Annotated in this window: 27 protein-coding genes and 1 pseudogene; 13 read left to right on the top strand and 15 right to left on the bottom strand. The window is 70.3% G+C overall.

The window, feature by feature from the left end:
• Positions 1-26: 26 nt before the first annotated feature.
• A complete protein-coding gene (locus ACQPZW_RS17400; RefSeq protein ID WP_433795934.1) occupies positions 27-515 on the bottom strand; it encodes a hypothetical protein in 489 nt (162 codons plus the stop codon).
• A gap of 100 nt (positions 516-615) precedes the next feature.
• On the opposite strand from ACQPZW_RS17400, the gene ACQPZW_RS17395 reads away from it, so the two are divergent.
• A complete protein-coding gene (locus ACQPZW_RS17395) occupies positions 616-1,143 on the top strand; it encodes a SigE family RNA polymerase sigma factor (protein WP_433795933.1) in 528 nt (175 codons plus the stop codon).
• Positions 1,140-2,093, top strand: a complete 954-nt coding sequence (locus tag ACQPZW_RS17390) for a CU044_5270 family protein (protein ID WP_433795932.1) — start codon at positions 1,140-1,142, stop codon at positions 2,091-2,093. The genes ACQPZW_RS17395 and ACQPZW_RS17390 overlap by 4 nt, the downstream gene beginning before the upstream one ends.
• A gap of 188 nt (positions 2,094-2,281) precedes the next feature.
• Here the strand turns inward: ACQPZW_RS17390 and ACQPZW_RS17385 are convergent, their stop codons facing one another.
• The 8 genes from ACQPZW_RS17385 to ACQPZW_RS17350 form a co-directional block, all read right to left on the bottom strand.
• Positions 2,282-2,968, bottom strand: coding sequence for an SDR family oxidoreductase (locus ACQPZW_RS17385; RefSeq protein ID WP_433795931.1), 687 nt, complete (start codon positions 2,966-2,968; stop codon positions 2,282-2,284).
• Between the two features lie 262 nt (positions 2,969-3,230).
• Positions 3,231-4,055, bottom strand: a complete 825-nt coding sequence (iolB, locus tag ACQPZW_RS17380; protein WP_433795930.1) for a 5-deoxy-glucuronate isomerase — start codon at positions 4,053-4,055, stop codon at positions 3,231-3,233.
• 12 nt (positions 4,056-4,067) lie between these two features.
• Positions 4,068-5,207, bottom strand: coding sequence for a glycoside hydrolase family 88 protein (locus ACQPZW_RS17375; RefSeq protein WP_433795929.1), 1,140 nt, complete (start codon positions 5,205-5,207; stop codon positions 4,068-4,070).
• Positions 5,204-5,836, bottom strand: a complete 633-nt coding sequence (locus tag ACQPZW_RS17370) for a hypothetical protein (protein ID WP_433795928.1) — start codon at positions 5,834-5,836, stop codon at positions 5,204-5,206. Before ACQPZW_RS17370 ends, ACQPZW_RS17375 begins: the two co-directional genes overlap by 4 nt.
• Positions 5,833-6,714 (bottom strand): carbohydrate ABC transporter permease, encoded by an 882-nt coding sequence (locus tag ACQPZW_RS17365; protein ID WP_433795927.1) that lies wholly within the window; start codon positions 6,712-6,714, stop codon positions 5,833-5,835. The genes ACQPZW_RS17370 and ACQPZW_RS17365 overlap by 4 nt, the downstream gene beginning before the upstream one ends.
• Positions 6,714-7,604, bottom strand: coding sequence for a carbohydrate ABC transporter permease (locus tag ACQPZW_RS17360; RefSeq protein ID WP_433795926.1), 891 nt, complete (start codon positions 7,602-7,604; stop codon positions 6,714-6,716). The genes ACQPZW_RS17365 and ACQPZW_RS17360 overlap by 1 nt, the downstream gene beginning before the upstream one ends.
• A 53-nt stretch (positions 7,605-7,657) precedes the next feature.
• A complete protein-coding gene (locus ACQPZW_RS17355) occupies positions 7,658-8,944 on the bottom strand; it encodes an ABC transporter substrate-binding protein (protein WP_433795925.1) in 1,287 nt (428 codons plus the stop codon).
• A 2-nt stretch (positions 8,945-8,946) separates the two neighbouring features.
• On the bottom strand, positions 8,947-10,749 hold the full coding sequence (locus ACQPZW_RS17350) for a DUF2264 domain-containing protein (protein ID WP_433795924.1): 1,803 nt from the start codon (positions 10,747-10,749) through the stop codon (positions 8,947-8,949).
• A 253-nt stretch (positions 10,750-11,002) separates the two neighbouring features.
• Here ACQPZW_RS17350 and ACQPZW_RS17345 point away from each other — a divergent pair, with 253 nt between their 5' ends.
• Entirely contained in the window at positions 11,003-12,739 is a 1,737-nt protein-coding gene (locus ACQPZW_RS17345) for a heparinase II/III domain-containing protein (protein ID WP_433795923.1), read from the top strand.
• Positions 12,736-13,827, top strand: coding sequence for a substrate-binding domain-containing protein (locus tag ACQPZW_RS17340; RefSeq protein WP_433795922.1), 1,092 nt, complete (start codon positions 12,736-12,738; stop codon positions 13,825-13,827). Before ACQPZW_RS17345 ends, ACQPZW_RS17340 begins: the two co-directional genes overlap by 4 nt.
• Before the next feature lie 19 nt (positions 13,828-13,846).
• Here ACQPZW_RS17340 and ACQPZW_RS17335 read toward each other — a convergent pair whose 3' ends face one another.
• Complete coding sequence (locus ACQPZW_RS17335; protein WP_433795920.1) at positions 13,847-14,848, bottom strand: substrate-binding domain-containing protein; 1,002 nt, start codon at positions 14,846-14,848, stop codon at positions 13,847-13,849.
• A gap of 122 nt (positions 14,849-14,970) precedes the next feature.
• Here ACQPZW_RS17335 and ACQPZW_RS17330 point away from each other — a divergent pair, with 122 nt between their 5' ends.
• From ACQPZW_RS17330 to ACQPZW_RS17300, 7 genes are all read left to right on the top strand, one after another.
• Positions 14,971-16,383: an RICIN domain-containing protein gene (locus ACQPZW_RS17330; protein ID WP_433795919.1), complete on the top strand. Its 1,413-nt coding sequence runs from the start codon at positions 14,971-14,973 to the stop codon at positions 16,381-16,383.
• A 77-nt stretch (positions 16,384-16,460) separates the two neighbouring features.
• Positions 16,461-16,940, top strand: a complete 480-nt coding sequence (locus ACQPZW_RS17325) for a GNAT family N-acetyltransferase (RefSeq protein WP_433795917.1) — start codon at positions 16,461-16,463, stop codon at positions 16,938-16,940.
• A gap of 15 nt (positions 16,941-16,955) precedes the next feature.
• A complete protein-coding gene (locus ACQPZW_RS17320) occupies positions 16,956-18,122 on the top strand; it encodes an RtcB family protein (protein WP_433795915.1) in 1,167 nt (388 codons plus the stop codon).
• Between the two features lie 96 nt (positions 18,123-18,218).
• Positions 18,219-18,809: a hypothetical protein gene (locus ACQPZW_RS17315; RefSeq protein ID WP_433795914.1), complete on the top strand. Its 591-nt coding sequence runs from the start codon at positions 18,219-18,221 to the stop codon at positions 18,807-18,809.
• A 73-nt stretch (positions 18,810-18,882) separates the two neighbouring features.
• Complete coding sequence (locus ACQPZW_RS17310; RefSeq protein ID WP_433795913.1) at positions 18,883-19,428, top strand: hypothetical protein; 546 nt, start codon at positions 18,883-18,885, stop codon at positions 19,426-19,428.
• A gap of 20 nt (positions 19,429-19,448) precedes the next feature.
• A complete protein-coding gene (locus ACQPZW_RS17305) occupies positions 19,449-19,775 on the top strand; it encodes a hypothetical protein (RefSeq protein ID WP_433795912.1) in 327 nt (108 codons plus the stop codon).
• Positions 19,772-20,635: a WXG100 family type VII secretion target gene (locus tag ACQPZW_RS17300; protein WP_433795910.1), complete on the top strand. Its 864-nt coding sequence runs from the start codon at positions 19,772-19,774 to the stop codon at positions 20,633-20,635. Before ACQPZW_RS17305 ends, ACQPZW_RS17300 begins: the two co-directional genes overlap by 4 nt.
• 5 nt (positions 20,636-20,640) lie before the next feature.
• On the opposite strand, the gene ACQPZW_RS17295 is transcribed toward ACQPZW_RS17300, so the two are convergent.
• From ACQPZW_RS17295 to ACQPZW_RS17280, 4 genes and pseudogenes are all read right to left on the bottom strand, one after another.
• Positions 20,641-21,051, bottom strand: coding sequence for a YbaB/EbfC family nucleoid-associated protein (locus ACQPZW_RS17295; RefSeq protein ID WP_433795909.1), 411 nt, complete (start codon positions 21,049-21,051; stop codon positions 20,641-20,643).
• On the bottom strand, positions 21,048-21,389 hold the full coding sequence (locus tag ACQPZW_RS17290) for a YbaB/EbfC family nucleoid-associated protein (RefSeq protein WP_433795907.1): 342 nt from the start codon (positions 21,387-21,389) through the stop codon (positions 21,048-21,050). Before ACQPZW_RS17290 ends, ACQPZW_RS17295 begins: the two co-directional genes overlap by 4 nt.
• Positions 21,390-21,792: 403 nt before the next feature.
• Positions 21,793-22,016 (bottom strand): annotated as a pseudogene (locus ACQPZW_RS17285) (alpha/beta fold hydrolase); the annotation flags it as partial.
• Between the two features lie 114 nt (positions 22,017-22,130).
• Complete coding sequence (locus ACQPZW_RS17280) at positions 22,131-23,087, bottom strand: NAD-dependent epimerase/dehydratase family protein (RefSeq protein ID WP_433795906.1); 957 nt, start codon at positions 23,085-23,087, stop codon at positions 22,131-22,133.
• Positions 23,088-23,244: 157 nt separating this feature from the next.
• Between ACQPZW_RS17280 and ACQPZW_RS17275 the strand changes: the two genes are divergently transcribed.
• Both ACQPZW_RS17275 and ACQPZW_RS17270 read left to right on the top strand, forming a co-directional pair.
• Entirely contained in the window at positions 23,245-24,303 is a 1,059-nt protein-coding gene (locus ACQPZW_RS17275) for a YncE family protein (protein WP_433795905.1), read from the top strand.
• A gap of 99 nt (positions 24,304-24,402) precedes the next feature.
• Positions 24,403-24,723, top strand: coding sequence for a hypothetical protein (locus ACQPZW_RS17270; protein ID WP_433795904.1), 321 nt, complete (start codon positions 24,403-24,405; stop codon positions 24,721-24,723).
• 107 nt (positions 24,724-24,830) lie between these two features.
• On the opposite strand, the gene ACQPZW_RS17265 is transcribed toward ACQPZW_RS17270, so the two are convergent.
• The gene (locus tag ACQPZW_RS17265; protein WP_433795902.1) at positions 24,831-26,009 is read right to left on the bottom strand and encodes an MFS transporter; all 1,179 of its coding nucleotides are present in this window, start codon (positions 26,007-26,009) and stop codon (positions 24,831-24,833) included.
• Between the last annotated feature and the right edge of the window lie 27 nt (positions 26,010-26,036).

Genomic DNA, 26,036 nt, shown 5'->3' with positions numbered 1-26,036 from the left:
CGCCTCGCCGGAAGCGGAGCGCAGCCTCACGGCGACTCCTCCCGGGCGCGGATGTACGCCTCGATCTCCTCCTCGGTCGGCTCCCGGAAGTAGTCGAACGGCGCCACCGACACGCCCTCGACCACTCGGCGCGGGTCGTCGACGGACGCCGCCGGGTCGAGCTCCGACGCCGACAGCGACGACATCGAGAAGATCGCGAAACCGGGCTCGAAGGCGAACCCGACGTCGAACGGCTCGGCCCGGTGGCCGAGCGCGGCCAGCTCGGCGACCACATCGTCCATGAATCGGTAGGTCAGCTGAACACCCTCGAAGAACACCTCCGGACCGCCGTAGCCGATCTCCACCAGCTCGACGGTCTCGTCCTCCCGATAGGTGATCACCAACATCGGGTCGGTGTCGTAGACCGCCCGGCTGTGCCGCCCCGGATGCACGGGTGGGCCGACCCGACTCTCGACCACGTCGCGGCTCTCGCCGACCTTGACCGACGCCACACCCTCACCCGGCAGGATCTCCATGCCCGAGATGATGGCAGCACCCTCCGACATTTTCTCCGCGGCTGCAGCGGGCGCAGTCCGCCGGTGCGTCTTCGAGGTGATGGCAACCGATGGGGCAGGTATGACGTTCGAGAGTTTCGTGGCCGAGCACGGCCAGTCGCTGGTCCGGCTGGCGTTCGTGCTCACCGGCGACCGGCAGCACGCCGAGGATCTGGCACAGAGCGCGCTGGTCGACGCATATCGCAACTGGGCGAAGGTGACGGCCGCCCGAAGACCCGACTCCTACGTGCGCAAGGTGCTGGTCAACGCCCATCTGAGCTGGCGGCGCCGACGGTGGACCACTGAGCGGCCGAGCGAGATCAGTGACGCCGCGGCCGGTGCGCTGCCCGATCCGGGCGACGCGTTCGCCGAGCGCGACCAGCTGCGGACGATGCTGTCCGGCCTGGCGCCACGAGCCCGCACGGTGCTGGTGCTGCGCTACTACGCGGACCTCAGTGACGCCACCATCGCCGAGACGATGGGGATCACCGAGAGCTCGGTGCGCGCCACCGCCTCCCGCGCCCTGGCCACCCTCCGCAGCCAGGCGCCCCCGACGGCCATGCCGACGACACGCCGACCCACACCCGAGACTGTCCTGGAGGGACCATGAGCGACCTGATCGAGCAGCAGTTGCGTGACCTCTTCAACGCCGAGGCCGACGCGGCGCCACGTCCGGCCGACCTGGTGACGAGCACCCGGCGGGCGGCCCGTTCACAGCGTCTGCGCACGGGCGCCTGGGCGCTGGCGGCGAGCGTCGTCGCCGTCACGGCCACGGCGTTCGCGGTGTGGCCGCTCGCCAGCGAGCCGGTGCCGTTCCCACAGGTCGCCTCCCCACCCACCGATCCGGTCCGGGCCCCGGGGACGCTGTCGGCGACGCCCGGCTACGGTCCTGGCACACGCCTGTCGATGCGACCGGTGGCCCAGGTTCTGGAGTTGGCCGCCGACACCGCCGCGAAGGCTCCCGACGTGGTGCCCGAGCCGGGCCGGTTCCTCTACACCCGGACCGTGGGGCGTGACGGCCGGGTCCTCGCCGAGCGGTGGTATTCGATCGACGGCACCCGCGACGGTCTCGGCTTCAACATGCAGGGCGGGGTCGTGGATCGGTTCGCGTTTCCCGGCTGCCGCGACGGCCGCTACGTCTCCGGCCCGGATCAGGGTGGGTCGTGCGAGGCGGACCCGGCCTACCTGCCCGATCTCCCGGAGGACGCCGAGGCCATGGCGCGATACCTCAACCTGTCGAACTCTCACCTCGACGACGATCCGGCGGAGAACAAGACGAACGGCATCGCCAAGGACATGGGGACACTCGGTTCGTCGCGCTATCTGCGGCCGGCCCAGCGGGCCGCTCTGTTCCAGGCGGCGGCCCGCATTCCGGGGATCTCGGTCGTCGACGACGCGGTGGACGCCGCGGGCCGCACCGGCACCGGCGTGACCTGGCGGTTCGGCAAGGGCAGCACCATGTGGGTCTTCAACCCGAGGACGCACGAGTTCCTCGGCAGCGACCTCGACACCACCGAGCAGGCGCTCGTCGACGAGGTCGGTGACCGACCAGCCCGGTGACCGACCAGCCCGGAGACCAACCAGCCCGGAGACCAACCAGCCCGGAGACCAACCAGCCCAGAGACCAACCAGTCCGGAGACCAGCCCGTTGAGCAACCAGTCCGGTGATCGACCAGTTCCGGTGACCCGCCAGGCTGGGGAAGGCCGCCGGTGGGACGCCTGCTGGAGACGCGCCACCGGCGGAGCGGTCAGCGGGCGAGCCAGCCCCCGTCGACCGGGAGGACCGCGCCGTGGACGTAGCGGGCGGCGTCGGAGGCCAGGAAGACGACCGCGCCCTTGAGGTCGTCCGGGGTGCCCCAGCGCCCGGCCGGGATGCGGTCGGTGATGCCGGGGGCACGAGTCGGGTCGGCGCGGAGCTCGGCGGTGTTGTCGGTCTCCATGTAGCCGGGGGCGATCGCGTTGACGTTGACCCCGAAACCGGCCCACTCGTTGGCGAGCGCCCTGGTCAGCCCCAGGATGGCGTGCTTGCTGGCGGTGTAGGCGGGCACCCGGACGCCGCCCTGGAAGGAGAGCATCGACGCGACGTTGATGATCTTGCCGTGGCCCTGGGCGATCATCCGGCGGCCGGCGGCCTGGCTGAGATGGAAGGCGGCGTCGAGGTTGACGGTGAGGACGTCGTCCCAGTCGCCGGCGGTGACCTCGGTGGCGGGGGCGCGGCGGATGATCCCGGCGTTGTTGACCAGGATGTCGATTCGATCGAGTTCGGACACGTAGGCGTGGAGGTCGGCGGTGGCGAGGTCGAGTTCCTTGCTGCCGACGGCGATCACCGAGGCGCCGGCCTCGGCCAGGGCGTCAGCGCACGCCCGGCCGAGGCCACGGTTGCCGCCGGTGACCAGGGCCACCCGCCCGTCGAGGCGGAAGCTGTCCAGGATCACCGGAACCCCCCGGAAAGCGCGAGCCCGGCGAGACCGGAACCGCCCGCGAGCCGAGCGACACCCGAACGACCCGCAAGACGAGCAACACCCAAACGACCCGCAAGACGAGCAACACCCGAACGGCCCGCAAGACCAGCGACACCGGAACGGTCCGCGAGACCAGCGACACCCGAACGACTCGCTGGACCGATGACGGCGGAACCACGGGCGAGGGGGACGGGACCGGAGCGGGCGGGGCCCGGGAGAGGCGAGAGGATCACGGTCAGAGGCCCAGGTCGCGCAGGGTGGGTACGGTCTTGCCGACCCAGCTGAGCGTGGTGTCCTCGTGGGCGCCCTGGGTGCGCTGGGTGCCGGCGAGGAACCACAGGTAGTACGTGGTGTACCCGGGCGCGCTGACCACGGTGTGATAGCCCTCCGGCATCATGTGGACACCGTGGTCGCGGACGGTGAAGTTCTCCTCGTAGCCCTCGTCGGTGTAGAGGCGGCAGATCCCGAAGCCACCCTCCGGCGCGACGCGGAAGTAGTACATCTCCTCGTGCGCGGCCTCGGCGGGCAGGTTGTCGGTCTTGTGCCGGTGCGGCGGGTAGGTGCTCCAGTTTCCCGACGGTGTGTACGTCTCCCCCACGATGAGCCGCCGGGCGGGCAGCGTCGGCTGGGCGATCTCGGTCAGGATCTGGTGGTAGTCGCGACCGAAGTTGGCGCCGCCCCAGCGCCCGGAGGCCACCTCGGCGGGTTCGATGACGTACGGCTCGGTGACGAGATCGCTGGGTGCGCTGGGCAGGGCGATCTCGACGTGCGACACGGCTTCGACGGAGATGTCGGAGCCCGCCGGGATGTAGACCGAGTGCGGCTTGCCGCTGAACACGTCCGCCCGGCCGCCGACCGACGCGAACTTCGACCCTCCGACGGTGAAGTTCGCGGTGCCGCCGAGGATCACGGCCAGGATCTCGCGGTCGCCGGAGGAGCCCGTCCAGGTCTCTCCGGGCGACAGGGTGAGCAGCTGGAGGTCGAGCAGCGAGCACGGGTTGAACGGCAGCTCGTTCAGTCCGGGCGCGGCCGGGATGTAGCAGTGGTACTTGTAGTCCATCGGTGGTGCTCCTTACCAGGGGTGGGTCCAGCCGGGCCGGGTGACGCGGGCGAGGGCTTCCAGGTAGAAGTAGTCTCCCCACAGGTTGCCCTCGTCGACGCCGACGGCTTTGGGTTTGTCGTAGACGCCGTGCAGCAGCAGCGCGTTGGAGTCCGGCCGGTCGAGGGTCGCGTAGCCGTCGATCAGTGACCGCAGCATCCGGCCGGCCGACGCCCGATAGTGGTCAGCCAGTGACGACGGCACGAGGGCCGCCAGTTCGAGCAGCCCGTTGACGGCGATGGCCGCCGCCGAGCTGTCGCGTTCCTCGCCGGAGCCGGCGGACGTGAAGATCAGGTCCCAGTACGCCACCCCGTCCGGCGGCAGATGGGCCAGGAAGTAGTCGGCGCATCGGATCGCCGCACGCAGCAGCGTCGGATCGCCGGTGTACTGGTGGTTGAGCGTGAAGCCGTAGATCCCCCACGCCTGCCCGCGCGCCCAGCACGACTCGTCGGCGCTGCCCTGCTCGGTCTCCCCGCGCAGCGGCTCGCCGGTCGCCGGATCCCAGTAGAACGTGTGGTAGGTGGTGTCGTCCGGCCGCAGGATGTGGTCGCGCAGCTGGGCGGTGTGCCGCCGGGCCGCCGCCGCGTAACGGGGGTCCCCGCTGGTCCGGCTGGCCCAGAAGAGCAGTGGCGTGTTCATCAGGCTGTCCACGATGGTGCGGCCCTGCTGCCGCGGGTCGGCGAGATCACCCCAGGCCTGGATGATCCCGGCCGACGGCAGCACCCGCCGCATCAGGTGATCGGCGGCGGACAGCGCGGCCCGCTTGGCCTCGGGGTCCCGGGTTCGCCGCCATGCGGTCACACACGACAGCGTGTAGAGGAACCCGAGGTCGTGGGTGTCCAGGTCGATCTCCTGGTCGACCCGCTCGACGAACGACCGGACGTGCGCGGACGCCGCTTTGCGGTAGGTCTCGTCGCCGGTCAGGTCGTGGGCGAGCCACAGCATCCCGGGCCAGAAGCTGGTGGTCCAGCCGGTGTTGGCCGGCCGTGGTCGATAGCGGTCGTCGACGGTCGTGTCGTCGGGGTAGCGGTCACCGAACTCGGCGATGTTGGCGTCGATGGTGCGCAGGGCGGCGGTCACCGCGGTTCCGGTCTGGTCGGCGATCGCCGTCATGTCGTCCTTCCGTTGGTGGTCAGGGTGAACCGGCTGTTCGCCCACACGATGTAGAGCAGCGGGCTGGCCGCCACACCGATCGCGATCGCCGGCCGCGCCGCGAGCAGCACCTCGAACAGCACCAGCACGACCAGCGAGAACAGGCTCAGGTACCAGCGGCGCAGGCCCAGGTAGGCGCCGGCGCGGGCGAGGTCGCGCAGCCGGGCGTCCGGCCGTTCGGCCAGGGCCACGAGCGTCAGCACGGTGGTGATCACGATCAGTGTCATGACGACGGCGATCACCGGCAGCAGCACGGCGCCGGCGGGGCGACCGGCGAGCCAGGCCGCGTCGACGCCGAGGACGAGCAGCGCGACGGTGGCGAGGCTCCCGGCGGTCAGTGCGGGTCGTGCCGAGGTGCGCCAGGCGGTCCAGAAGACCCGCCAGACCTCGCCGTCGGAAACCGCCCGGAGCACCGCGAAGGCCGCGACGAGCGCCGGCCCGCCGAGCGGGGCGAACAGCACGAGCAGTGGCCAGGTCCGTCCCGGGTCGGTGGTGAGCACGACCAGCACCAGTGGCGCACAGGCGAGGGCGAGCAGCAGATTCGTCAGCAGCGCGACGTACACCGCCTCGAAGATCCGGCCGGCGTTCATCCCTTGAGCCCCGTGGTCGCGATGCCCTCGACGAAGTACCGCTGGCCGAGCAGGAAGACCACCACGATCGGCAGCACCGACAGCACCGATCCGGTCATGATCAGCGCGTACTCGGCGTTGTACTGGCTGATGAACGACTTGAGACCGATCTGGATCGTCCACAGGTCGGGGCTGCGCAGGTAGATCAGCGGCCCCATGTAGTCGTTCCAGGTGGTGACCGCGGTGATCAGGGTGAGGCTGGCCAGGGCCGGGACGGACAGCGGCAGCATGATCCGGCGGTAGATGCCGTACTCGCTCATCCCGTCGATGCGGGCCGCGTCGAGCAGCTCGTCGGGGATGGTCTCGTAGAACTGCTTCATCATGAACACGCCCAGCGCGCCGAACGCCTGCAACGCGACGATCGACCAGAGCGAGTCGGTGAGCTGCAGCTTCGACATCATCACGAACTGCGGGACCATGTACGACTGCCACGGCACGGCCAGGGTGCCGATGTAGGCGAGGAACAGCACGTCACGCCCCGGGAAGTGGACCTTGGCGAAGCCGTACGCCGCGAAGCTGCCGGTGAGGACCTGCAGCAGTGTGACGACCGCCGACAGGAAGACGGTGTTGCCCAGCCAGGTCGTCATGCTCGACTTCGACCAGATGTCGGCGTAGTTGCTCCAGACCGGATCGGTGGTGATCCACTGGACCGGGATGGTGAAGACGTCGTTGTTGGACTTCAGCGACGACAGCACCATCCAGTAGAACGGCATCAGGACCACGAGTCCGGCGGCGGCCAGTGCGGCGTACCCGAGAAGGCGCCAGACCCTCGACGGACGGCGGGTGAGGGAGGGGGCTTCCGCCGTTGTGGGGGTGGTGGGAACCAACAGGGTGGTCATCACGAGCTCCTGCGCTTGTTGACGACGAACTGGATGACCGTCACCACGAGGCAGATCGCGAACAGCACGATGGAGACCGCCGACGCGTACCCGAACTGGTTCTCCTCGAAGCCCTTCCGGAAGATGTACTGCGCCAGCACCAGCGTGGACTGTCCCGGCCCGCCGTTGGTCATCACCAGGATCAGGTCGAAGACCTTGAAGCTGCCGATGGTGAGCAGCACCGTGATGAAGAAGGTGGTGGGCCGCAGCCCGGGCAGGGTGACCGCGCGGAACCGCTGCCACGCCGACGCCCCGTCGACCTTGGCCGCCTCGTAGAGCTGGCCCGGGATCGTCTGCAGGCCGGCCAGGAAGAGCAGCATGTAGTAGCCCATGTCGCGCCACGTGCCGACGATGATGACGGCCGGCATGGACCAGTCGGCCGAGGTGGTCCAGCCGGGCGGGTTGTCCACGCCGATCCATCGCAGCAGCTCGTTGACCGGTCCGTATCCCGGGCTGAACAGCATGTTCCAGATCTGCGCGATGGCGACGATCGAGGTGATGTACGGGAAGAACGCGACCGTACGGAAGAACGCCACCCCGCGCAGTCTGCGGTTGAGCAGCAGGGCCAGCCCGAGCGACACGCAGAGCGTGAGCGGGATGTGGAAGGCCGCGTAGTAGAGGGTGTTGCGCAGCGCCGTCCAGAACGTGGTGTCGGAGGCCATCTGCCGGAAGTTGTCCAGCCCGGTCCAGGTGGCGCCGCCGAACACGTTCCATTCGGTGAACGCGTAGTAGAAGAGCAGCCCGACCGGGATGAGGGTGAGGATCAGGAAGCCGAGGAAGTTCGGCAGCAGGAAGCTCAGCCCGATCGCGGTGTTGCGCCACCGCCGGCGTCGTACGGGCATCGTCGTCATCAGATCTCCTAGAGGTGCCGCGGGCCCGGTCGGAGTGCCGGGCCCGCGGAGACTCACTTGCTCAGGACCTCGTTCTTGGCCCGGTCCTGTGCCTTGGTGATGGCCGCGTCGATCGGCGTGGTCCCGGACAGGATCTCGGTGTGCAGGTCCTTGAGGATGTTCTGCAACGGCGCCGTGTACTTGGAGACCGGGTTCTCCGGCTTGGTGTCGTGGTTGGCGAAGGTGAACTTCGACAGGTCGTCGCCGGGCGCGCCCTTGAGAGAGAAGATCGTGTCGGCCACCGTGCTGTTGTCGGCCGGGGTGACTCCGATGCCGGCGAGCGCCTTGGCGGCGTCCGCGCCGGCCGCGTAGGCCAGGAACTCCTTGGCCGCGGCGATCTTCTTCTCGCTGCTCTTCGGGTTGATGCCGAGACCGGTCGGGTCGGCGAACGTCACCGGGGTGGCCGACGTGCCGGTGGTGGCCTTGGTCAGCTGCGGCGCCGGTGCGATGCCCCACTCGAAGGTGTCGGCGTCGCCCTTGGCCTGCTGGTTGAGCAGGGTCGCGATGTACCAGGTGCCCATCACCATCATCGCCGCCGACTGCTTACCGAACTGGGCCTGGTAGGTGAGGCTGTTGGTGGTCGCGTCGCCGAGGCTGACCTGCGCGCCGGCGTTCTGCAGGTCGAGGCTGGTCTCGTAGTACGGCTTGAGGAACCCGTAGTCGCCGGTCTCCAGACTGGCGCCCGCGGTCTGGGCCAGCGCGAAGCCCTGATCGGTGGACTGCCAGGTGTGCTGGTACGCGCCGAGCGCCTTGTCCCCGGACGCCTTCAGCTTGGTGGTCAGCTCCTTGGCGGTGGCAGAGTACTCGGCCCAGGTCCAGCTGCCGTCCGGGTGCTTGACGCCGGCCTTGTCGAAGAGCGCCTTGTTGTAATACAGCACCCAGGAGTCGGCCCGGTACGGGATGGCCCAGGTCTTGCCCTCGACCTGGTAGCCGCTCACCCCGCCGACCTTGGGGCCGAGCTTGGCGGCCACGTCCGACACGTCGACGAGCTGCTTGCCGTTCTGGTAGGTGTAGAAGTTCTTCAGGTTCTTCTGCACGTAGATGTCCGGGGCCTTGCCGGCGGCCAGGTCGGCGATCATCTGCGTGTCGTAGTTGGCGGCGTCGTACTCCTTGAGCTCGACCGTGATGTCGGGGTGCGAGCTCTTGAAGCCGTCGGCGAGGGTCTTGAACTCCGGCGTGGTCGCGAGGCTCCACCCGGCCAGGGTGAGCGTGACCGGGCCGGATTCCTCGGCGTCGCCGCCACTGCTGCAGCCGGTGAGACCGAGCAGGAGCGCCGTGACAGCGGCGAGGGAGCGCTTCATCTCTACTCCTCTATGTCTATTCTGGTGTGGGTCAGAACTGCGTCGGGCCAGACGACCCGGACGTGTTCGCGGTTGATCTCGACGCGGCACGTCGTCTCCGCCGGGTCGGTGGACAGCTCGACGAGCACGGCGATCCAGCTCTCCGCGAGGGGAAACTCGATCCACGGCACCCGGACCGGGTTGCCGAGTGGGGACGCGTCGTCGTGTTCGGTCTCGCCCGTCACGCCCGCGCCGATGATCGGCGTGAGACGCGAGACGAGCCCCCTGGTCGCGGGCCAGCCGCCGATCCGCAGGCGGAAGGCGTCCGGCGAGACCTGCGCGACCCGGACGAGCCGGACCTCCCAGGGGCCGCGGACCAGCGAGAACGTGGTGATCCGCCCGGCTGGGCGGAGCTTTCCGGTGCGGCCTGAGCCGTGGTCCCGGCCTGGCGGGTCCGGTTCGAGCCAATGCGCCTCGGTCACGGATCCGGCAAAACCGAGAGACCCATCGAGGCGTACGGCCAGAGTGCGCATGCCGGTGCGGTGCGAGTGCCGCCCGGCCCGGTCCACGAGGGCCACCGACTGGTCCTCGGGGTCGGTCCAACCGCGCTCGTCGAGGACCGGCGCGGTCGCCGTCGAGTAGCCGATCCGGGCGTAGAGCGGTGAGTCGCCGCCCGGCACGCCCTCGTCGCCGTGATCGGTGCCGTGGTTGATGACGCGGACGATGCCGTCGGCGCGGGTGCCGGCGATCAGCCAGCCCGGGGCGCGGACGGCGCGGAGCACGTCGCCGGTCTCCACCGGCAGCGGCTCGGCCGGCGCGGCCCACACCGGATGATCCTCCGGGAGTGCCACGCCGAGCAGTCCCTTGCTCGCCCAGTAGGGCGAGCCGGGACCGGAGTAGGACTGGGCGAGCCGTGGCCACGGTCCGTGCCAGCCGAGAGTGAGGAGATCGCCGTCCCCGGCGAAGTGGCCGACGATCTTGCCGGCGGCGTGCCGCAGCTGCCCGGGCGCGTGCGACGGGACGTCGGCGAGTATCCCGGCCCAGAACGGGGCGGCCGCGGCGAACCGGTAGATCAGGCTGCGGCCCTGCAGCAGCGGGGAGCCGTCGCCGCCGGTCAGGGCGAGCGCGTCGGTGAGGAACCGGTCGAGCAGGTCACGGTCGACCGGGCGCAGGCCGGGGGCGCCGCTCATCCGTGACCACAGCACCGGGTAGAGGTGCAGGGCCCAGCCGGTGTAGTGGTCATAGGCACGTGACGAGCCGTCGGACAGCCAGCCGTCGGCACGCCGGAACGTGTCGTGGGTGGCCAGGTCCGCCGCCATCTCGGCCTCGGAGTAGGGGCCGCCGACCGAGCGCAGGAACGTCTGCACGACCAGGCGGAACCACACCCAGTTGATCCGCGGGTAGGTGTCGTCGCCGACGGCCGGGGCCAGGTAGTCGACGATCCGCTCCTGGACACCCGGGTCCAGACGGTCCCAGATCCAGTCGCGGGTCATGTCGAGGATCAGGGCGATCGACGCCGCCTCCACCTTGGCCTGGGCGTGTTCGGTCATCCGTACCCACCGGTCGGGGTTTGCCGGATCGGTGCCCGCCGCGAGGCCGGCGGAATAGCGCTCCACCAGGTGATCGAGGCCCCGGCCGCGCTCGCCGGCGAGGCGGAAGCCGGCCAGCAGGAAGGTGCGGGCGAAGCCCTCCAGGCCGTCGACCGCACGCCCGTAGCCGCCCTCGGCGCCGGGCAACGTGATCAGCGCGTGTGACGGCGAGGCGTGCCGGGACGCGGCGGCGAGCAGGCGGTCGGCGAACCCGGTCCAGTCGGCACGGGTGTCCAAGGCAGGTGGCACTTCACGCTCCGGAGTCGGTCGGGCGGGTACCTGTGATCGGTTTCCGGGAAGTAAAACGCTCACAATCGACCATGTCAATGAGTTCTTCGCTCAGACCACGCCAAAAGTGATCGCATAACGCCGTGAGCTGGCCGTTTAGGAGGACTAACAGCTAGCCGATCGGGCCCCTCAGCGCGGCCCGATCGTCACAGGACGGTTAAAGCGATCTGATACGATCGCGATCGATCACGGGGAGGTGTCCATGTTCGTGCCACCGGCAACCGACCGTCCGGTGTGGAGCGCGGCCGACGAGCCGACCCTGCGGGCGCTGTCCGCGCGCGCACGCGCCACCCTCGGCACGCCCTGGCCCACTCCCCTGGCCCGCGACTTCGCCCGCTACCACCGCGACGGCGACCGTGACACCTACGAGCAGGCGATCTGGGGCCGGCACCAGCGGCTGTCCCGGGCCGTCGTGCTGGCCGCCGCCACCGAGGACCCGGTCTGGCTCGACGAGGTCGCCGACGGCGTCACCCTGTTCTGCGAGCAGAGCACCTGGTGCTGGCCGGCCCACGACGACACGTTCACCAAGCACGGCTCGGTGGTGCCGACCGTCACCGACCCCTACCTCGACCTGGGCGCCGGTGAGGTCGCCGCCGAGCTGGCCTGGACCGATCACGTGCTCGGTGCCCAGCTCGACGAGCGCTATCCGGGGCTGCGCGCCCGCATCCGGCACGAGGTCTCGCTGCGCGTGCTGCGGCCGTTCGCCGAGCGGCGCGACTGGCACTGGCTCGGTCTCGACGGTCACGTGCACAACTGGAACCCGTGGATCCACAGCAACGTCCTCGTCGCCGCCTCACTCCTGGGCCTCCAGGACGACGAGCTGACCGACCTCGTCGTCGAGGGCCTCGGGTGGTATGGCGCCGCAGTTCCCGCCGACGGCGCCATCGACGAGGGCTATCACTACTGGTGGTACGGCGCGCTGCGCTACCTGGAGACCCTGGAACGCCTCGGGCGTGACCTCGATCCCGGGCTGATCGACTTCCCGCATCGCGTCCACCTGGGCGGACCCTGGTATCTCAACCACGCCGACGGGCCCGCGCGCCCGTCGCCCGACCAGCCGTGGCACGTCCTGCACCGGCTCGCCCGGTCGATCGGCGCCCGCGACGCCCTCCTTCATGCCGCCACCCATCGACGGCCCGGCGAGCCCGTCGCGCACGAGAGCCACGGCCTCGGCTACCTGCTGCAGGCGGTCGTCGACCAGGACTGGATCACCGCCACACCGGTCGCGTCGCCGCTGCCCCGCGACGTATGGTTCCCGTCCACACAGGTGCTGCTGGCCCGGCCGACCGCGGGCAGCTCCGCCGGGCTGACCCTGGCCGTCAAGGGCGGGCACAACGGGGAGAACCACAACCACAACGACGTCGGCAGCTTCATCGTGGCCCGCGACGGGGTGCCCGTGCTGATCGACCCGGGGCGGCCCACCTACACCGCGCAGACCTTCGGGCCCCGGCGGTACGAGATCTGGACCATGCGCTCCACCTGGCACAACACTCCGTCGATCCGGGGCGCCGAGCAGAGCGCCGGCCGGTCGTTCGCGGCCCGTGACGTGGTCGCCGACATCGGGGAGTCCACGTCGCTCACCCTCGATCTCGCCGGCGCCTACCCCCGTGACGACGTGCGCCACTGGGTTCGCGCCGCCCGGCTGGACCGCGACACCGCGACGATCACCGTCCGCGACTCGTGGGAGCTGCTCCCGGGCAGCGGGCCGATCGTGCTCCATCTGATCGCGGCCGGCGAGGTCACGCTCACCGACGACGGCGCCGACATCGACGGGGTCGGCGTGACCTGGGGCGCCCTGCCCTGCACGGTCACCACCCGGCAGCTCGACGACCCGCTGCTCACCGAGGTGTGGGGCGGCCGGCTGACCCGCCTCGACATCGACGTCACCACCCTGGGGCCCGTCGGCTCCCTCGAACTGATCGTGAAGGAGAGACGGTGAGCAATACGGACAAGCGGGGGCCGCTGCAGGTGGCCCGCCGGGCGCGGCTGCTCGAACAGTTGCAGCGTGACGGTGTGCTGCGGGTCTCCGACCTCACCGACGCTCTCGGCGCCTCCACGGTCACGATCCGCCGCGACATCGCCCAGCTCGCCTCCGAGGGCCTGGTCCGGCGCGTGCACGGCGGCGTCGCCCTGCCCACCGGCGACGAGCAGCGCGACAGCGAGGACGTGTACAGCGGCAGCATCGGCATGCTCGTGCCGTCGCTCGACTACTACTACCCGCACGTGGCACGCGGCGCCGAGGAGACCGCCCGCGAGCTCGACCTGCGGATCGTGCTGCGCGGCTCGTCCTACCAGACCGAGGACGACCGGCCCCAGCTCGACCGGCTCGTCGACCAGGGCGTCGACGCGCTGATCGTGGCACCGCGACTGGACGCGCCGACCGCCCAGCAGACCATCGAGTGGCTGGCCGGGCTCGACATGCCGGTCGTCCTGCTCGAACGCACCGCCACCGCCGGCCCGCACCACGCCCACCTCGAATCGGTCGTCTCCGACCACGCGCAGGGCGCCGGCATGGCCGTCCGCCACCTGGCCGGTCTCGGGCACCGCAAGGTCGGCGTGGTCCTGGCCGCGCTCAGCCCCACCAGCCCGCACATCCACCGCGGCTGGCACGAGGCGGTCACCGAGCTGGGCCTGGACGCGACCGGCACCGTCGAGGAGCGCGTGCCCGACGCGCGTACGCCGGACAGCAAGGCGGCCCTCGACAAGGCCCTCGACCGGGCCCTCGAAACCGGCACCACGGCACTGCTGGTCCATGCCGACGCCGAGGCGATCGCCCTGGTCCAGCGCTGTGAGGAGCGCCAGCTGTCGATCCCCGGCGACCTGTCGGTGATCGCCTACGACGACGAGGTGGCGGGGTTGTTCAGCCCGGCGCTGACCGCGGTCCGGCCGCCGCGCGGCTCGATCGGCCACGCCGCCGTCCGTCTCGCCGTCGACCGTCTCGCCGATCCGCAGCGCCCCACCCACCGCATCGTGATAAGCCCTTCGCTGCGCATCCGCGACTCGGCGGCCGCCCCGCGCCGCCCGTGACACGGGCCGGGCATCGCCGTCACACCCTCGTCCTGCGTGACAGTGAGGATTGACGGACCACCAGCTCCGGCGCGACCAGCACCCCCTGGACCGGTCGTTTGTCGCCGTCGAGCAGCCTGGACACCATGAGCTCGACGGCCAGGCGGCCGACGTGGTTCTTCGGCGGGCGGATCGCGGTCAGCGCCGGCTCGGCCAGGTGAGCCACCTCGTCGTCGTAGGAGACGATCGCCAGGTCGTCGGGGACCCGGATGCCCTGGTCGGCGGCGTTCTGGGCGAGCACGATGGCCTGCGGGTCACTGTGCACGATCACCGCTGACAGGCCCCTGATCGGCACGTTCACGGCGTCGTCGGCGAGGCCCAGGTCGGCGCAGGCCCGGCGCCAGCCCTGCAGCAGGTACGTCGAGGTGGGGCTGCCGCCGGAGAGCAGCAGGCCGATGCGGCGGTGGCCCTGCTCGTACAGATGGTGGACGGCGATCTCCAGGCCCAGGGCGTGATCGCTGCGCACCCACTCGATCCGCCGGGGTGCGCTCGTCCAGCGGTGCGGCTGACGTTCGACCAGGATCGTCGGGACCGGCAGGCGGCCGATCCAGTGGAGGGTCTCGGCCGCGTCGTCGCCGTCCAGGCTGGGGGCGAGCAGCAGACCCTGCACCTGGCCGGCGTCGACGAGCCGGCTGATCTGGCGGCGGTCCTCCTCCGGGTCGTAGCTGGAGCCGCGCAGCTGGACGTTGACGCCGAGTGCGGCGCCGGCAGCCCGGGCGCCGGCCACGATCGGTGGCCAGTAGAAGTCGAGCGACGGCACGACCATGCCGATGGTGAACGCGGTCTTGCGTATCGGGGAAGGCCGTGTCGGGGCGGGCAGGGTCGCACCGCCGTGCACCCGATGGCACAGGTTGCGGGCGGCCAGGGCGGCGATGTCCCGCCGGATGGTCAACTCGCTGACGCCCAGATCGCGGGCCAGGTCGCTGACCCGGACCGCGCCGCAGCGCCGCAACTCGGTGAGCAGCCGCTCGTGCCTCTGCACCTGGAACAGGGCTGTTCGATTGGTTGCGTTTGCGACCGAGCGGGATCGCACCATGGCATCACCGTTTCCGACCGTTTACGAAGACGTTACGCACATTCTTACGCATCGATCGGGGCTTTCGGATGAGACTTCTCGCCGCTGTCGCGGCCTTCCTGCTGATCCTGGTGCTGCCCGCGCCGGCGCAGGCCGCACCGGTCACGATCACCAACGGGGTGCAGTTCACCGACACGTCGGGAGCCGGGGTGCACGCCCACGGTGGCGGGGTGCTCAAGGTCGGCTCCTACTGGTACTGGTTCGGCGAGAATCGCAACGCCGACGACACGTTCAAGGCCGTCTCCGTCTACCGGTCGACCGACCTGCGCACGTGGGAGTTCCGCAACAACGTGCTCACGTCGTCGTCGGCGTCCGAGCTGGGCAGTTCCAAGATCGAACGGCCGAAGGTCGTCTACAACGCGTCGACCGGGCGCTACGTCATGTGGATGCACAAGGAGAACGCGACGGACTACGGCGAGGCGCGGGCCGCGGTGGCGTCGTCGGCCACGATCGACGGCGCCTACACGTACCACGGCAGCTTCCGGCCGTTCGGCACCTACATGTCGCGGGACATCACCCTCTACGAGGACGGCGGGACGGCGTACATGATCTCGGCCGCCGACGAGAACCGGGACCTGATGATCTACCGCCTGACCGCCGACTACCTGCAGGTCTCCACGGTCGTCGGCAACTTCTGGGACAACGCGACCCGGGAGGCGCCGGCCATGTTCAAACGCAACGGCGTCTACTTCCTGATCACGTCGGGCACCTCCGGGTGGAACCCCAACCAGTCCAAGTACGCCACCGCGACCAGCATCAGCGGGCCATGGTCCGGCTGGACCAACGTCGGCGACTCGACCACCTACGGTTCGCAGTCCGCGTACGTCCTGCCGATCACCGGCACGGCCGGCACCGGCTACCTCTACATGGGCGACCGCTGGGCCGGCGCGTGGTCCGGGCCGGTCAACGACTCCCGCTACGTGTGGCTGCCGATCAGCTTCCCCAGCTCCACGTCGATGTCGCTGACCTGGTATCCGACGATCACGGTGGACGCGGCCGCGGGCACGGTCACCGGGAACGCGGCGACCTACCACCGTGTCACCAACCGCAACAGCGGCAAGGTGATGGACGTGGTGAGCGCGTCGCAGGCCGACAACGCCGAGATCAAGCAGTACACCTGGAACAGCGGCGGAAACCAGAAGTTCGAGTTCCGTGACGCCGGCGGCGGCTATTTCCAGATCGTCGCCCAGCACAGCGGAAAATGCCTCGACGTGGCGTCCGGCTCGACCGCCGACGGGGCGAACGTCATCCAGTACACCTGCGGCAACGGCACCAACCAGCAGTGGCAGTGGGCGGCGACCGGAAGCTATTTCCAGATCAAGGCCCGGCACAGCGGGAAATGCCTCGACGTCGTCTCGGCCAACACCGCCGACGGCGCCGACATCCAGCAGTACACCTGCGGTTCCGGCACCAATCAGCAATGGTCGAGGACGGTTTCCTAGGGTACGCCGTGGGCCGTCGGTCACCGTGTGGACGACACCGGCGGCCGGCGGCTCGATCGAGAACCTACGATGGCGGAATGGCCGAGATACAGCGCCTACGGGACGACCATGCGGAAGCCCTCCTGGCGTTCGAGGTGACGAACCGCGAGTTCTTCGCCCGGACCATTCCGGACCGCGGCGACGACTACTTCACCGACTTCAGCCGACGGCACACGGCACTGCTAGCCGAGCAGTCGACCGGGACCTGCCAATTCCACGTGCTGGTCGACGAGGACGGGGCCGTCCTGGGCCGGTTCAACCTGTTCGACGTCGCGGAGGGCAGCGCCGAGCTCGGCTACCGGGTCGCCGAGCACGCGACCGGGCGCGGGCTCGCCAAACTCGGTGTCCGCAGGGTGATCGACCTGGCCCGCCACGACTACGGCCTGACCCGGCTGACCGCGGGCGCCGGCCGGGACAACACGGCCTCGCTCGCGGTGTTGCGGGCCACCGGTTTCGTCGCCGTCGGCCCGTCGGAGCGCGGCGGCATCCGGCACGTCCGCGATCTCGGGGCCCCCTGACCGTACGGTGGACGCATGCGCAAGATCAATGATCGGCTGATCAGCTGGGCCAGCATCCTCGAGGCGGAGACGCAGCGCCAGGCCGAGAAGGCGTCGCAGCTGCCGTTCATCCACCCGCACATCGCGCTCATGCCCGACGCCCACCTGGGCAAGGGCGCCACGGTCGGCTCGGTCATCCCGACGCTCGGGGCGATCATCCCGGCCGCGGTCGGCGTCGACATCGGGTGCGGGATGGCGGCCGTGCGCACCCAGTATCACCGCGACGACCTGCGCGGGAACCTGACCGGGCTGCGCACCTCGATCGAGCGGGCGGTGCCCCTGTCGGCGGGCGCCTACAACACGAGCCTCACCGACTCGGCCCGGCAGCGGGTGGAGCGGCTGACCGCCGAGGCCGAGACCGCCGGATTCGACCCCGCCGGGTATGCGAAGAACTGGGCCCTGCAGCTCGGCACCCTCGGCAGCGGCAACCACTTCATCGAGGTCTGCCACGACGAGAAGGGCGCGGTCTGGCTGTTCCTGCACTCCGGCTCCCGGGGCGTCGGCAACAAGATCGCGAGCCACCACATCCGGGTCGCGCAGACCCTGATCGCCGAGCGGGGCGTCACCCTGCCCGACCGTGACCTCGCCTACCTGGAGGAGGGCACCGAGCAGTTCGACGCCTACCTGCGGGAGCTGCGGTGGGCGCAGAACTTCGCCCTGGTCAACCGGGACGAGATGATGGACCGGGTGATCGCCTGCTTCGCCGCGTTCGTCGGCGGCCCGGTCGCGCAGCGCGACCGCGTCCAGTGCCACCACAACTACACCGAACGGGAGACCCACTACGGCGAGACCGTGTGGCTGTCCCGCAAGGGCGCCATCAACGCGGCGAAGGGCGTGCCCGGCCTCATCCCCGGTTCGATGGGCGACGCGTCGTACGTGGTGGTCGGCAAGGGCCACCCGGCCGCCCTGAGCTCGTCGCCGCACGGGGCGGGCCGCGCCTACTCGCGAACCCAGGCCCGCAAGACCTTCACCCGTGAGCAGTTGCGCACCGCCATGAAGGGCATCGAGTTCCGCGACACCGACGCGTTCCTCGACGAGATCCCGCAGGCGTACAAGCCGATCGACGTCGTCATGAAGGACGCCGAGGATCTGGTCGAGATCCGGCACACCCTGCGCCAGATCGTCAACGTCAAGGGCGACTGACCGTGTGAGATCTGCCCCGAACCCCTTGGGACCACGCCGGAACGGCCGAAAGGACTGGTGGAACGGCTGACCGGCGGACACGGAGGGGATCATCGGATGGAGGAGCGGTACCGGGGCGTACACACCCGCCGCGCGCTGCACCGACGCCGGACGACCCGCCGTACCCGCTTTGCCGTCGCCGCCCTGGCCCTGGCCGGCGCGGTCGGCGCCGGAGCCCTCCAGGCCGGTGTCCTCGACCAGCCCGCGGCCCCGGTGACCGCGCCGGCCGGATACACGGCGCCCGCCGGCCCGGTCGTCAACGAGCCGGTCGCCGAGGCCCTCTACGACGCCGACGGCTACCGCAAGGCCCTCGAGGGCCAGATCGGGCACCGGCTGTCCGACACCGGCTTCGCCGAGATCGAAGAGGTCGCCCAACAGGTCTGCGGCTGGGACCGCGAGGAGTTCGCCGGCTGGGTGGCCGTCAACACCGACGACGGCACCCTCGCCGACGTGCACGTGGACGTCGAATACCGCTGCCCGCAGCGCGAGGCCGAGATCGCCCAGGCGCTGCGCCTGATCGACCAGGCCCGCAAATCCTGCAAGATGCCGAAAACCGACGACCCCGACATCCGCGAAATGATCACCGGCAGGCCGGCCCAAGCCGCATTGACCTGCGTCTACCTGACAAAGCCGATCACTTCCGGTTGAACCCTTTTGCAGGGGTACGCGTAAGGCGCACCGGGGTCGCGCAAAAGGCGTCGTCGCCGATACCGTGACCAGCGTGCCCCTGTTCAACCTGCTAAAGGTGTACGGCGCCGACGTAGCCAAGATCCTCGACCCGGGCGAGCGCCTCCTCGCCATGGGCTACATCCACACGCACATGCCTAATGACAGCAGCGGCATGGATCCGCCCGAGTCACGCCGTTTCATCGAGGGCGTTTCCTGGATGGGCATCCACGTCAACAAGGTCTATTTCTTTCGGTGGCTGTTCGGCTCAGCCGGAAACGGACCGCCGGGCACCTGGGGCCACCGCGTCTGGCAGATGATCCGCAATGCCGATTCCGAGAACATCAATCCGGACTGGGCGGTAACCGACAAACGGCTGCTGTTCCTGAACAGGGAAGGCGACGACGAGGTCCGATTCAGACTTCTCGACGAGCTTCCCCGCTCCACGATCCGCAGCGTCCGGCGACGCGGCAAGCTCTTCATCCAGTGGGGCCGGTGCGAGCTGACCTTCGTCGACGGCTCGACGGTGATGCTCACCCTCACCGCCTTCGACCTGGGCGCTCCCCGCCTTTTCATGCGCGCTCTGTCCGATCAGCACTGAGGAGCCACAACGGGGGTCACATGTCCGACGTGAGAGCCGATCTACCGGCGATCGAGGCCTTCGCCGACCGCACCATCGTGCGCCGGGACCACCTCGATCAGATTCGGAGTCAGCTGAACTCGACGAGGCTGCCACGCGACGCGTTCGGCTACGTGCCGGGTATCGGTGGGAAGGTCCACGACGCCTACGAGGAGTTCGTGGCGCAGTGTGCCGAGGCGACGGAGATGGCGAGCGAGATCGAGCTGGCGCTCGGTCGGCGCATCCACAAGGCAGTCGACCTGATAGCCCAGACTGACCAGTTCAGCGCGGACGACCTCGACGAGACCCTGCACCCGGGGGTCCAATGAGCCAGACAGCGGCCAATCAGCTCGAGAGCTGGTTCGCAGGTCTGCCCGATATCATCCAATCGGTACTGCACGAGCCATTCACCAGTATCAACGAGAACCTCAAGGCGGTCAGCGGTGATCCACAGGCGCTGATGGCCGCGGCCCCGCAGTACGCCGCGATGGCGACCGCCGTCACCGCGATGGCCGACGCGCAGCTGCGCGAATGCGACCAGCTCGCCGCTGACTGGGAAGGCGGCGCCTACTTGGCGATCGCCGCCGACATCGGCCTGATCGATCGTCAGCTGCGCCATCTGGGCGATTCGCTGCAGCAGGTCCCTGAGCTGCTGGAGCAGTCAGCGGCAGCGTGTGTCGAAGCAGCCAACGTCATCATCAGCCTCGTCACCAGCCTGGTGATGTTCGTGGTCGGCATCTGGATCACCAATCTCGCCCTTCTGACGGTCACGGCCGGCACCTCCATGGCCGCCTTCGCCACGGCCGCCCTCGCCAAGGCGGCAAAGACGCTATCCGACGTCACCCGGGTCATCACCAGGCTGAGCCGGCTGCTCAAGAAGGTCGCCGGGCTACTCGAAAGACTGACGGCCATTCTGCGAAAGCTCCACAAGGCGATGAACAGCTTCCACGAGACGCTCACGAAGATGAAGACGACGGCCAAGGCCACGAAGGGCGTCGAAGGACTGCGCAAGACGGCCGCATTCCACTCGGCAAACGCGGCGACAGCGCAGGCCGTGGGTATCGCGACGTTCGGTGTGGTGACGCCGCCGACCCTGGTGAGCGCGGCCGAGGACGCCGCCAAGAACTACTACGACGCCGGCCGCGCCGCCGAAAGAGCCGACGACATCGCCGAGGAGGAGCGGCGGTGACCGGGTCAGTCGTCGAGTAGGCGGTCCAGGTCGCGGGTCAGCTGGTCGAGGCGGTCCAGGGTGGCGTCCATCTTCTGCTCGAAGGCCTGCAACTGGCCCTCGACCCGACGCTCGGTGTCGGCGGTGGTCACGGTCGTCGCCTGCGCCAGGGAGGCCTCGGCTCGGGACAGGGCCTCGTTCACGGCGGTGGTCACGGCTGCGGCCAACTGGTGGGCGTCCCAGTCCTGCAGGGATCGGGCGGTCACCCGTACCGCAAGAATGTCTCCCGCGCCTGACGCGGTGACCGTGACCGCGCCGCTCTCGTCTCGGGCGGTGATCGTCGCCGCCGCGGCGGTGGCCGCCCTCTCGGAGGCGGCGGCCAGTAGGCGGGGGTAGTCGGTGATGGCCCGGTGCAGGGCGTCCATCGGGTCGGTCATCGGTCGGCCGCCCGTTCGATGTCGGTGCGCAAGTGCGGCGGCAGCGCCTCGAAGATCGCGTCTCGGACGGCGGTGCGCGCCTGACCCAGAACGTCGTTGAGCAGCGGGGTCAGCATCTCGTCGAGGTCGTCGGGGTGCAGTTGGAAGGCGTCGCGGTGCAACCGGATCGAGATGACGCGGGGGCGGCCGTCGACGGTCACCTCAACGTATCCGTCGTGGTCGGCGGCGTGGAACTCGCGGGCGTGCGCGGCCGTGGTCGCGGCCCGCAGGTCGTCGCTCAGGGCGGACATTTCCTCGGCGACCGTGCGGAGGCGGCCGGCCAGATCGAAGTCGCTCACTCCTCGCAGCGTAGGGCGTTCGGAGCGGCAGCGGTACGGTCAGTGGCGCGGAGCAGGCATTGCGGGGCGGGTTCGTGGCGGCGGGGGTCCGGCACGAGCCCGGCTGACCGAAGAAGCCCGCCACAAGTCCGGCTGACCGAAGAAGCCCGGCACGAGCCTGGGTGACCGAAAGAAGCGCGGCACGAGCCCGGGTGACCGAAAGCGGTCACGTGAGCGGCCGGGCGGGCCGACCATGGACGTATGGGAGAGACACACGTACCGGAAGCGCCCAAGAAGTTCCACGGGGACAAGCTGGCCGAGGCGTTCCGTGCTCAGCCGGACGTCAGCCGGATGCCACGGCACCCGGCGAGCGCCGCGACCCCCGCCCCCGACGAGGCGGAGACGGGGGCGGCCGGCGGCGCGGTCAGGCGCCGTACTCCTGCAGGAACGTCAACAGATCGTTGCTGAGCTGCTGCTGTGGGTGTCGGTGATGCCGTGCGGCGCGCCCGGGTAGACGATCAGCCGCGCGCCCTTGACCAGCTCCGCCGACGCCTTGCCGCCGACCTCGAACGGCACCACCTGGTCGTCGTCGCCGTGGATCACCAGCGTCGGCACGTCGAAGGCGGCCAGGTCGGCGCGGAAGTCTGTGCCCGCGCTCCATGTCGCTGATCGCCCGGACGCTCACCCCGGAAGCCTCGGCCAGCTGCTCCATCGTCAGCCCGGCCCCGCGCCGCAACGAGCGCAGCCGTCCCCCGAATCCCGTCACCGGGCCGATCCCGAGCCCGATCGGACCCGTGCGTCCTCGGCCGGATAGTCGAACCAGCCCTCGGGATCCTCCGGGCGGTTGCGCAGCAGCCAGTCGACCTCCTGCACGACCGTGGCCGCGAAGTCGCCGATCGGCCGGTAACCGAGTGCCGTGGCCGCGGTCATGTCGAGCACGATCGGCGGGACCCGGTGCCACGGATGCCGTCCGGTCTCGTCGTCGATCTCCTCCCAGGTGTGCCCGGCCAGGCCGGCGATCACGCGGGAGACGGTGAGACCGTCCGGGGCGTCCGGGTCGGCGGCGTTCAGGATCCGCCGCCCCGGGTGGTCGGCGACACACTCGACCAGGGCGGCGATGTTCGCGGCGGCCGACGTGTGGTCGGCGCCCCGGCCACCGTCGGCGAGCAGCACGTACGGCCGGCGGTCCAGGGCGCGTTTGAGGAACCACCAGGTGCGGGGCGGGTTCGAGCCGGGGCCGTGCACCTTCGACGGGCGCAGCACGGTCACCGGCGCCCCGCTGTCCAGCAGCAGCCGCTCGGCGGCCACCTTGTTGGGTCCGTAGCCCTCGGCCGAGTCGTAGTCCATGTCACCGGGCGGCAGGGTCGGCTGGTCCTCGGTGACCGGGCCGTCGAAACGGGGCGGCTCCGGCGAGTTCACGTGGTTGCCGGCGGCGTCGACGTAGACGGCCTTGCTGGAGATCATCACCGCGGAGCCGGCGTCACGCATCAGCGGGAGCACCTGCCGGGCGTGCTCGGCGGTGTAGCAGGCACAGTCGACGACCAGGTCGTACGCGCCGGTGGGCAGGGCGGAGCGGTCGGCCAGGAGCAGGGCGGCCCCGTCCGGGACCGGGCGCGGGCGGCGGCCGGTCACGGTGACCTGCCAGCCCGCCCCGATCAGGTGACGGGCGACGGCGCCGCCGATCATGCCGGTGCCGCCGATGACGAGAGCGTGTCGCATGGGATGGATTCAAACAGGCCGCCCGGCTGCCGTTGCCGCGCCTTGCCCGCCGACCTCTCTCGGGTCGCGCCCCGCCAGTCCCATAGATACGATTCGATCGCCGCCCGGGGATCGGTCCCCGCGTGGTGAGCGCCAGACAATCCATGGGGGAGAGCCAGTGCGCCACTCGAAGAAGTTCGCCCTGTTCACCGCACTTCTAGCCGGTCTCACCGGCGCCGCGATCACGCCCGGCGTGGCAGCGGCAGCGGCAGCGCCGACCGTCACCGTCCTTCCGTTCAGCGACCCGTTCGACGTCGTCAGCACAGGAGACCGCGTCTTCGTCAGCGGCGGACGCGAGTCCACCCGGATCGCCGTCACCAACGCGGTCGGCACCATCACCGGCACCATCGACGGGCTGGACGGGCCGACCAAGCTGCAGCTCAGCAACGACCGCAAGACCCTCTACGTGACCTTGCGGGCGGGCGGTGAGATCGCCGCGTTCGACACCGGCTCACTGCTGCGGTCGGCCACCTACGACATCGGCGAGGGCACGTGCCCGTCGTCGCTCGCCTACACCGGCCGGTACGTCTGGTTCGGATACGGATGCGGCGGCTGGGAGGGCAACATCGGCCGCATCGACCTCGGCCGCCAGCCCGCCGTGGTGACCAAGGGCCTCGCCGACACCTCCTTCTACACCCCGCCGCTGCTCGCGTCGGCGGTGCGCAACACCAAGGTGCTGCTCGCCGGCGACGAGGGCCAGAGCCCGTCGGCCCACATCGCGTACGCGATCGGCACCGGCGGCACACTGACCCGGATCAGCGCCACCACCTGGGAGAACTCCGGAGGCAACGGGCAGGACCTGGCGCTCGACCCGGCCGGGACCACCGCGTTCTCAGCCAACGGCGCGCCGTACCAGGTGCGGTCCTTCCCGGTCGCCGACATGAGCCGGACCGAGACGCTGTACGACACCGGGGCGTACCCGAGCGCCGTCGACGTCACCCGGGACGGCACCCGGATCGCAGGCGGTGTCTTCGCCTGGTACGACCCGGACGTCTACGTGTTCGACCCGGACGGCACCCTGGTCACCCGGTTCGAGTTGGGCGGGACCGACCACACCCTGGCGCCCGGTGCTCTGGCCTGGTCGCCGAACGGCCGCCGCCTCTACGCGGTGAGCAACGACGGCTACCTGCACACGACGCCGGCCCAGCTGCACGTGCTGCCGATCCCGGCCGCCTGAGCAGCGGCGCCGCCGGTCCGGGACGGGCTCGCCCCACTCCCGGACCGGCGGCGCCCGGTGCTGCACGAGAGCCGGCCCGGCGCCGGGTAGCGTGCGGGCGTGGTTCGTGGGGTGGTGTTCTTCGACGTGGACGGGACGCTCGTGCCCGGCACGAGCAGCGGGCAGTTTCTGGCCGGGCTGCTGGGGCACGCGCCGGTGGTCCGGGAGGCGGAGGCGGCCTACGCGGCGGGCACCCTCACCAACCAGGAGGTGTCCGTTCTCGACGCCCGTGGATGGCGCGGTCACGAACCGTCGCGGGTCGCCTTCAACGCGACACCGGCGGCACGGGCGGCGGCACACGTGTCGGCCGACGGCGACGACCTGCGCGCGGTGCTGCCACCACTCGCCACCTGGCTGGAGATGTCGGCGCGGCAGCCCTGAGACCGCCGCCCCGGGCCCGGCCGGCGGCGCTGTTATCCACCGCACCGCCACGGCAGGCTCGCCCGCCCCACGAACGCGGGCCGCCGGCCGGGCCCGCCACCTCCCGGCTACGGTGCCGGCGCGAGGTCGCGGGTGGTGGCGAGCAGCGACGTCGAGACGGCGGCGAAGGCTGCGGCGGCGGCGAAGATCAGGGGCGGGTGGCCGTACCCGATGAGGAAGCCGAAGATCACGCCTGCGGTGACCGGGACGCAGGCCTCGGCGATCGCGCTCACGCCCGTGAGGGCGCCCTGAACCGTGCCCTGCTCACCGGCGCCGATATTGCGGGCGAACCACGACTGGGCCGCGGCGCCGCCGAACGAGCCGGCCACCCCGACCGCCTGCGAGGTGTACAGCATCCACGGCGCAGTCGCGAAGACGATGCCGGTCAGTGACGCGACGCCGATCAGGCTGCCGACGATCGCGGCACGGCGGTCACCGAGGAGGCGGACGATCCCACCTGTCGCCCGCGTCTGGAAGGCCGCTCCGGCCAGGGCGGCCGTGGCCATGACGACGCCGATGTGGGTGGTGCTCCAGGCGAACTGGACGGTCAGGAAGAACGTCCACACCGACTGGTGGATCATGCGGGCGATGTCGGCGCACAGGCGGGCGCCGGTGAGGCGGCCCAGGACCGGGCGGCGCAGGACGGCCGTGACGGCGCCGATCGGGTTCGCGGCGCGCAGAGTCAGCGGGGTCACACCGTCACCAGGGCGCGACTCGGGCAGCACGAACCAGCCGTAGGCGACGTTGGCGAAGCAGAGCAGGGCCGCAGCCAGGAACGGCAGGCGTACGTCCACCGTTCCCAGCAACCCGCCCAGGACGGGCCCGGCGACGAAACCGAGGCTGAACGCGGCGCCGATCCGGCCGTACGCCCAGGCCCGCCCCGAGGGTTCGGTGACGTCCGCGACATACGCGTTGATCACGGTGTTCGTGCCCGCGCACGCTCCGGCGAGAGCGTGGAAGACCAGCAGCGTCCACGGGCCGGACACCGACGCGTGGGCCAGCCAGTCGACGCCGAGGCAGGTCAGTGACACCAGCAGGACGGGCCGGCGGCCGTACCGGTCGGAGATCCGGCCGAGCAGCGGCGACACCACGAACTGCAGCACGCCGTAGGTGGAACCGAGCACCCCGGACCAGAGGACCGCGGTGGCCGGATCGGCGGTGACCACGGTCATCAGGGTGGGCAGGATCGGCACGATCAGGCCGAGCCCGAGCATGTCGAGGAAGACGGTGACGAGCAGGAATCTCAACGTCGGCTCCGGTGAGTCGAGGTGGGC

It is taken from the genome of Actinoplanes sp. CA-252034 (assembly GCF_050956125.1).
In the GTDB taxonomy this organism is placed as follows: Bacteria; Actinomycetota; Actinomycetes; order Mycobacteriales; family Micromonosporaceae; genus Actinoplanes.
Note: the sequence above shows the minus strand (reverse complement) of the source record. Positions and strands in the feature narration are given on the sequence as shown.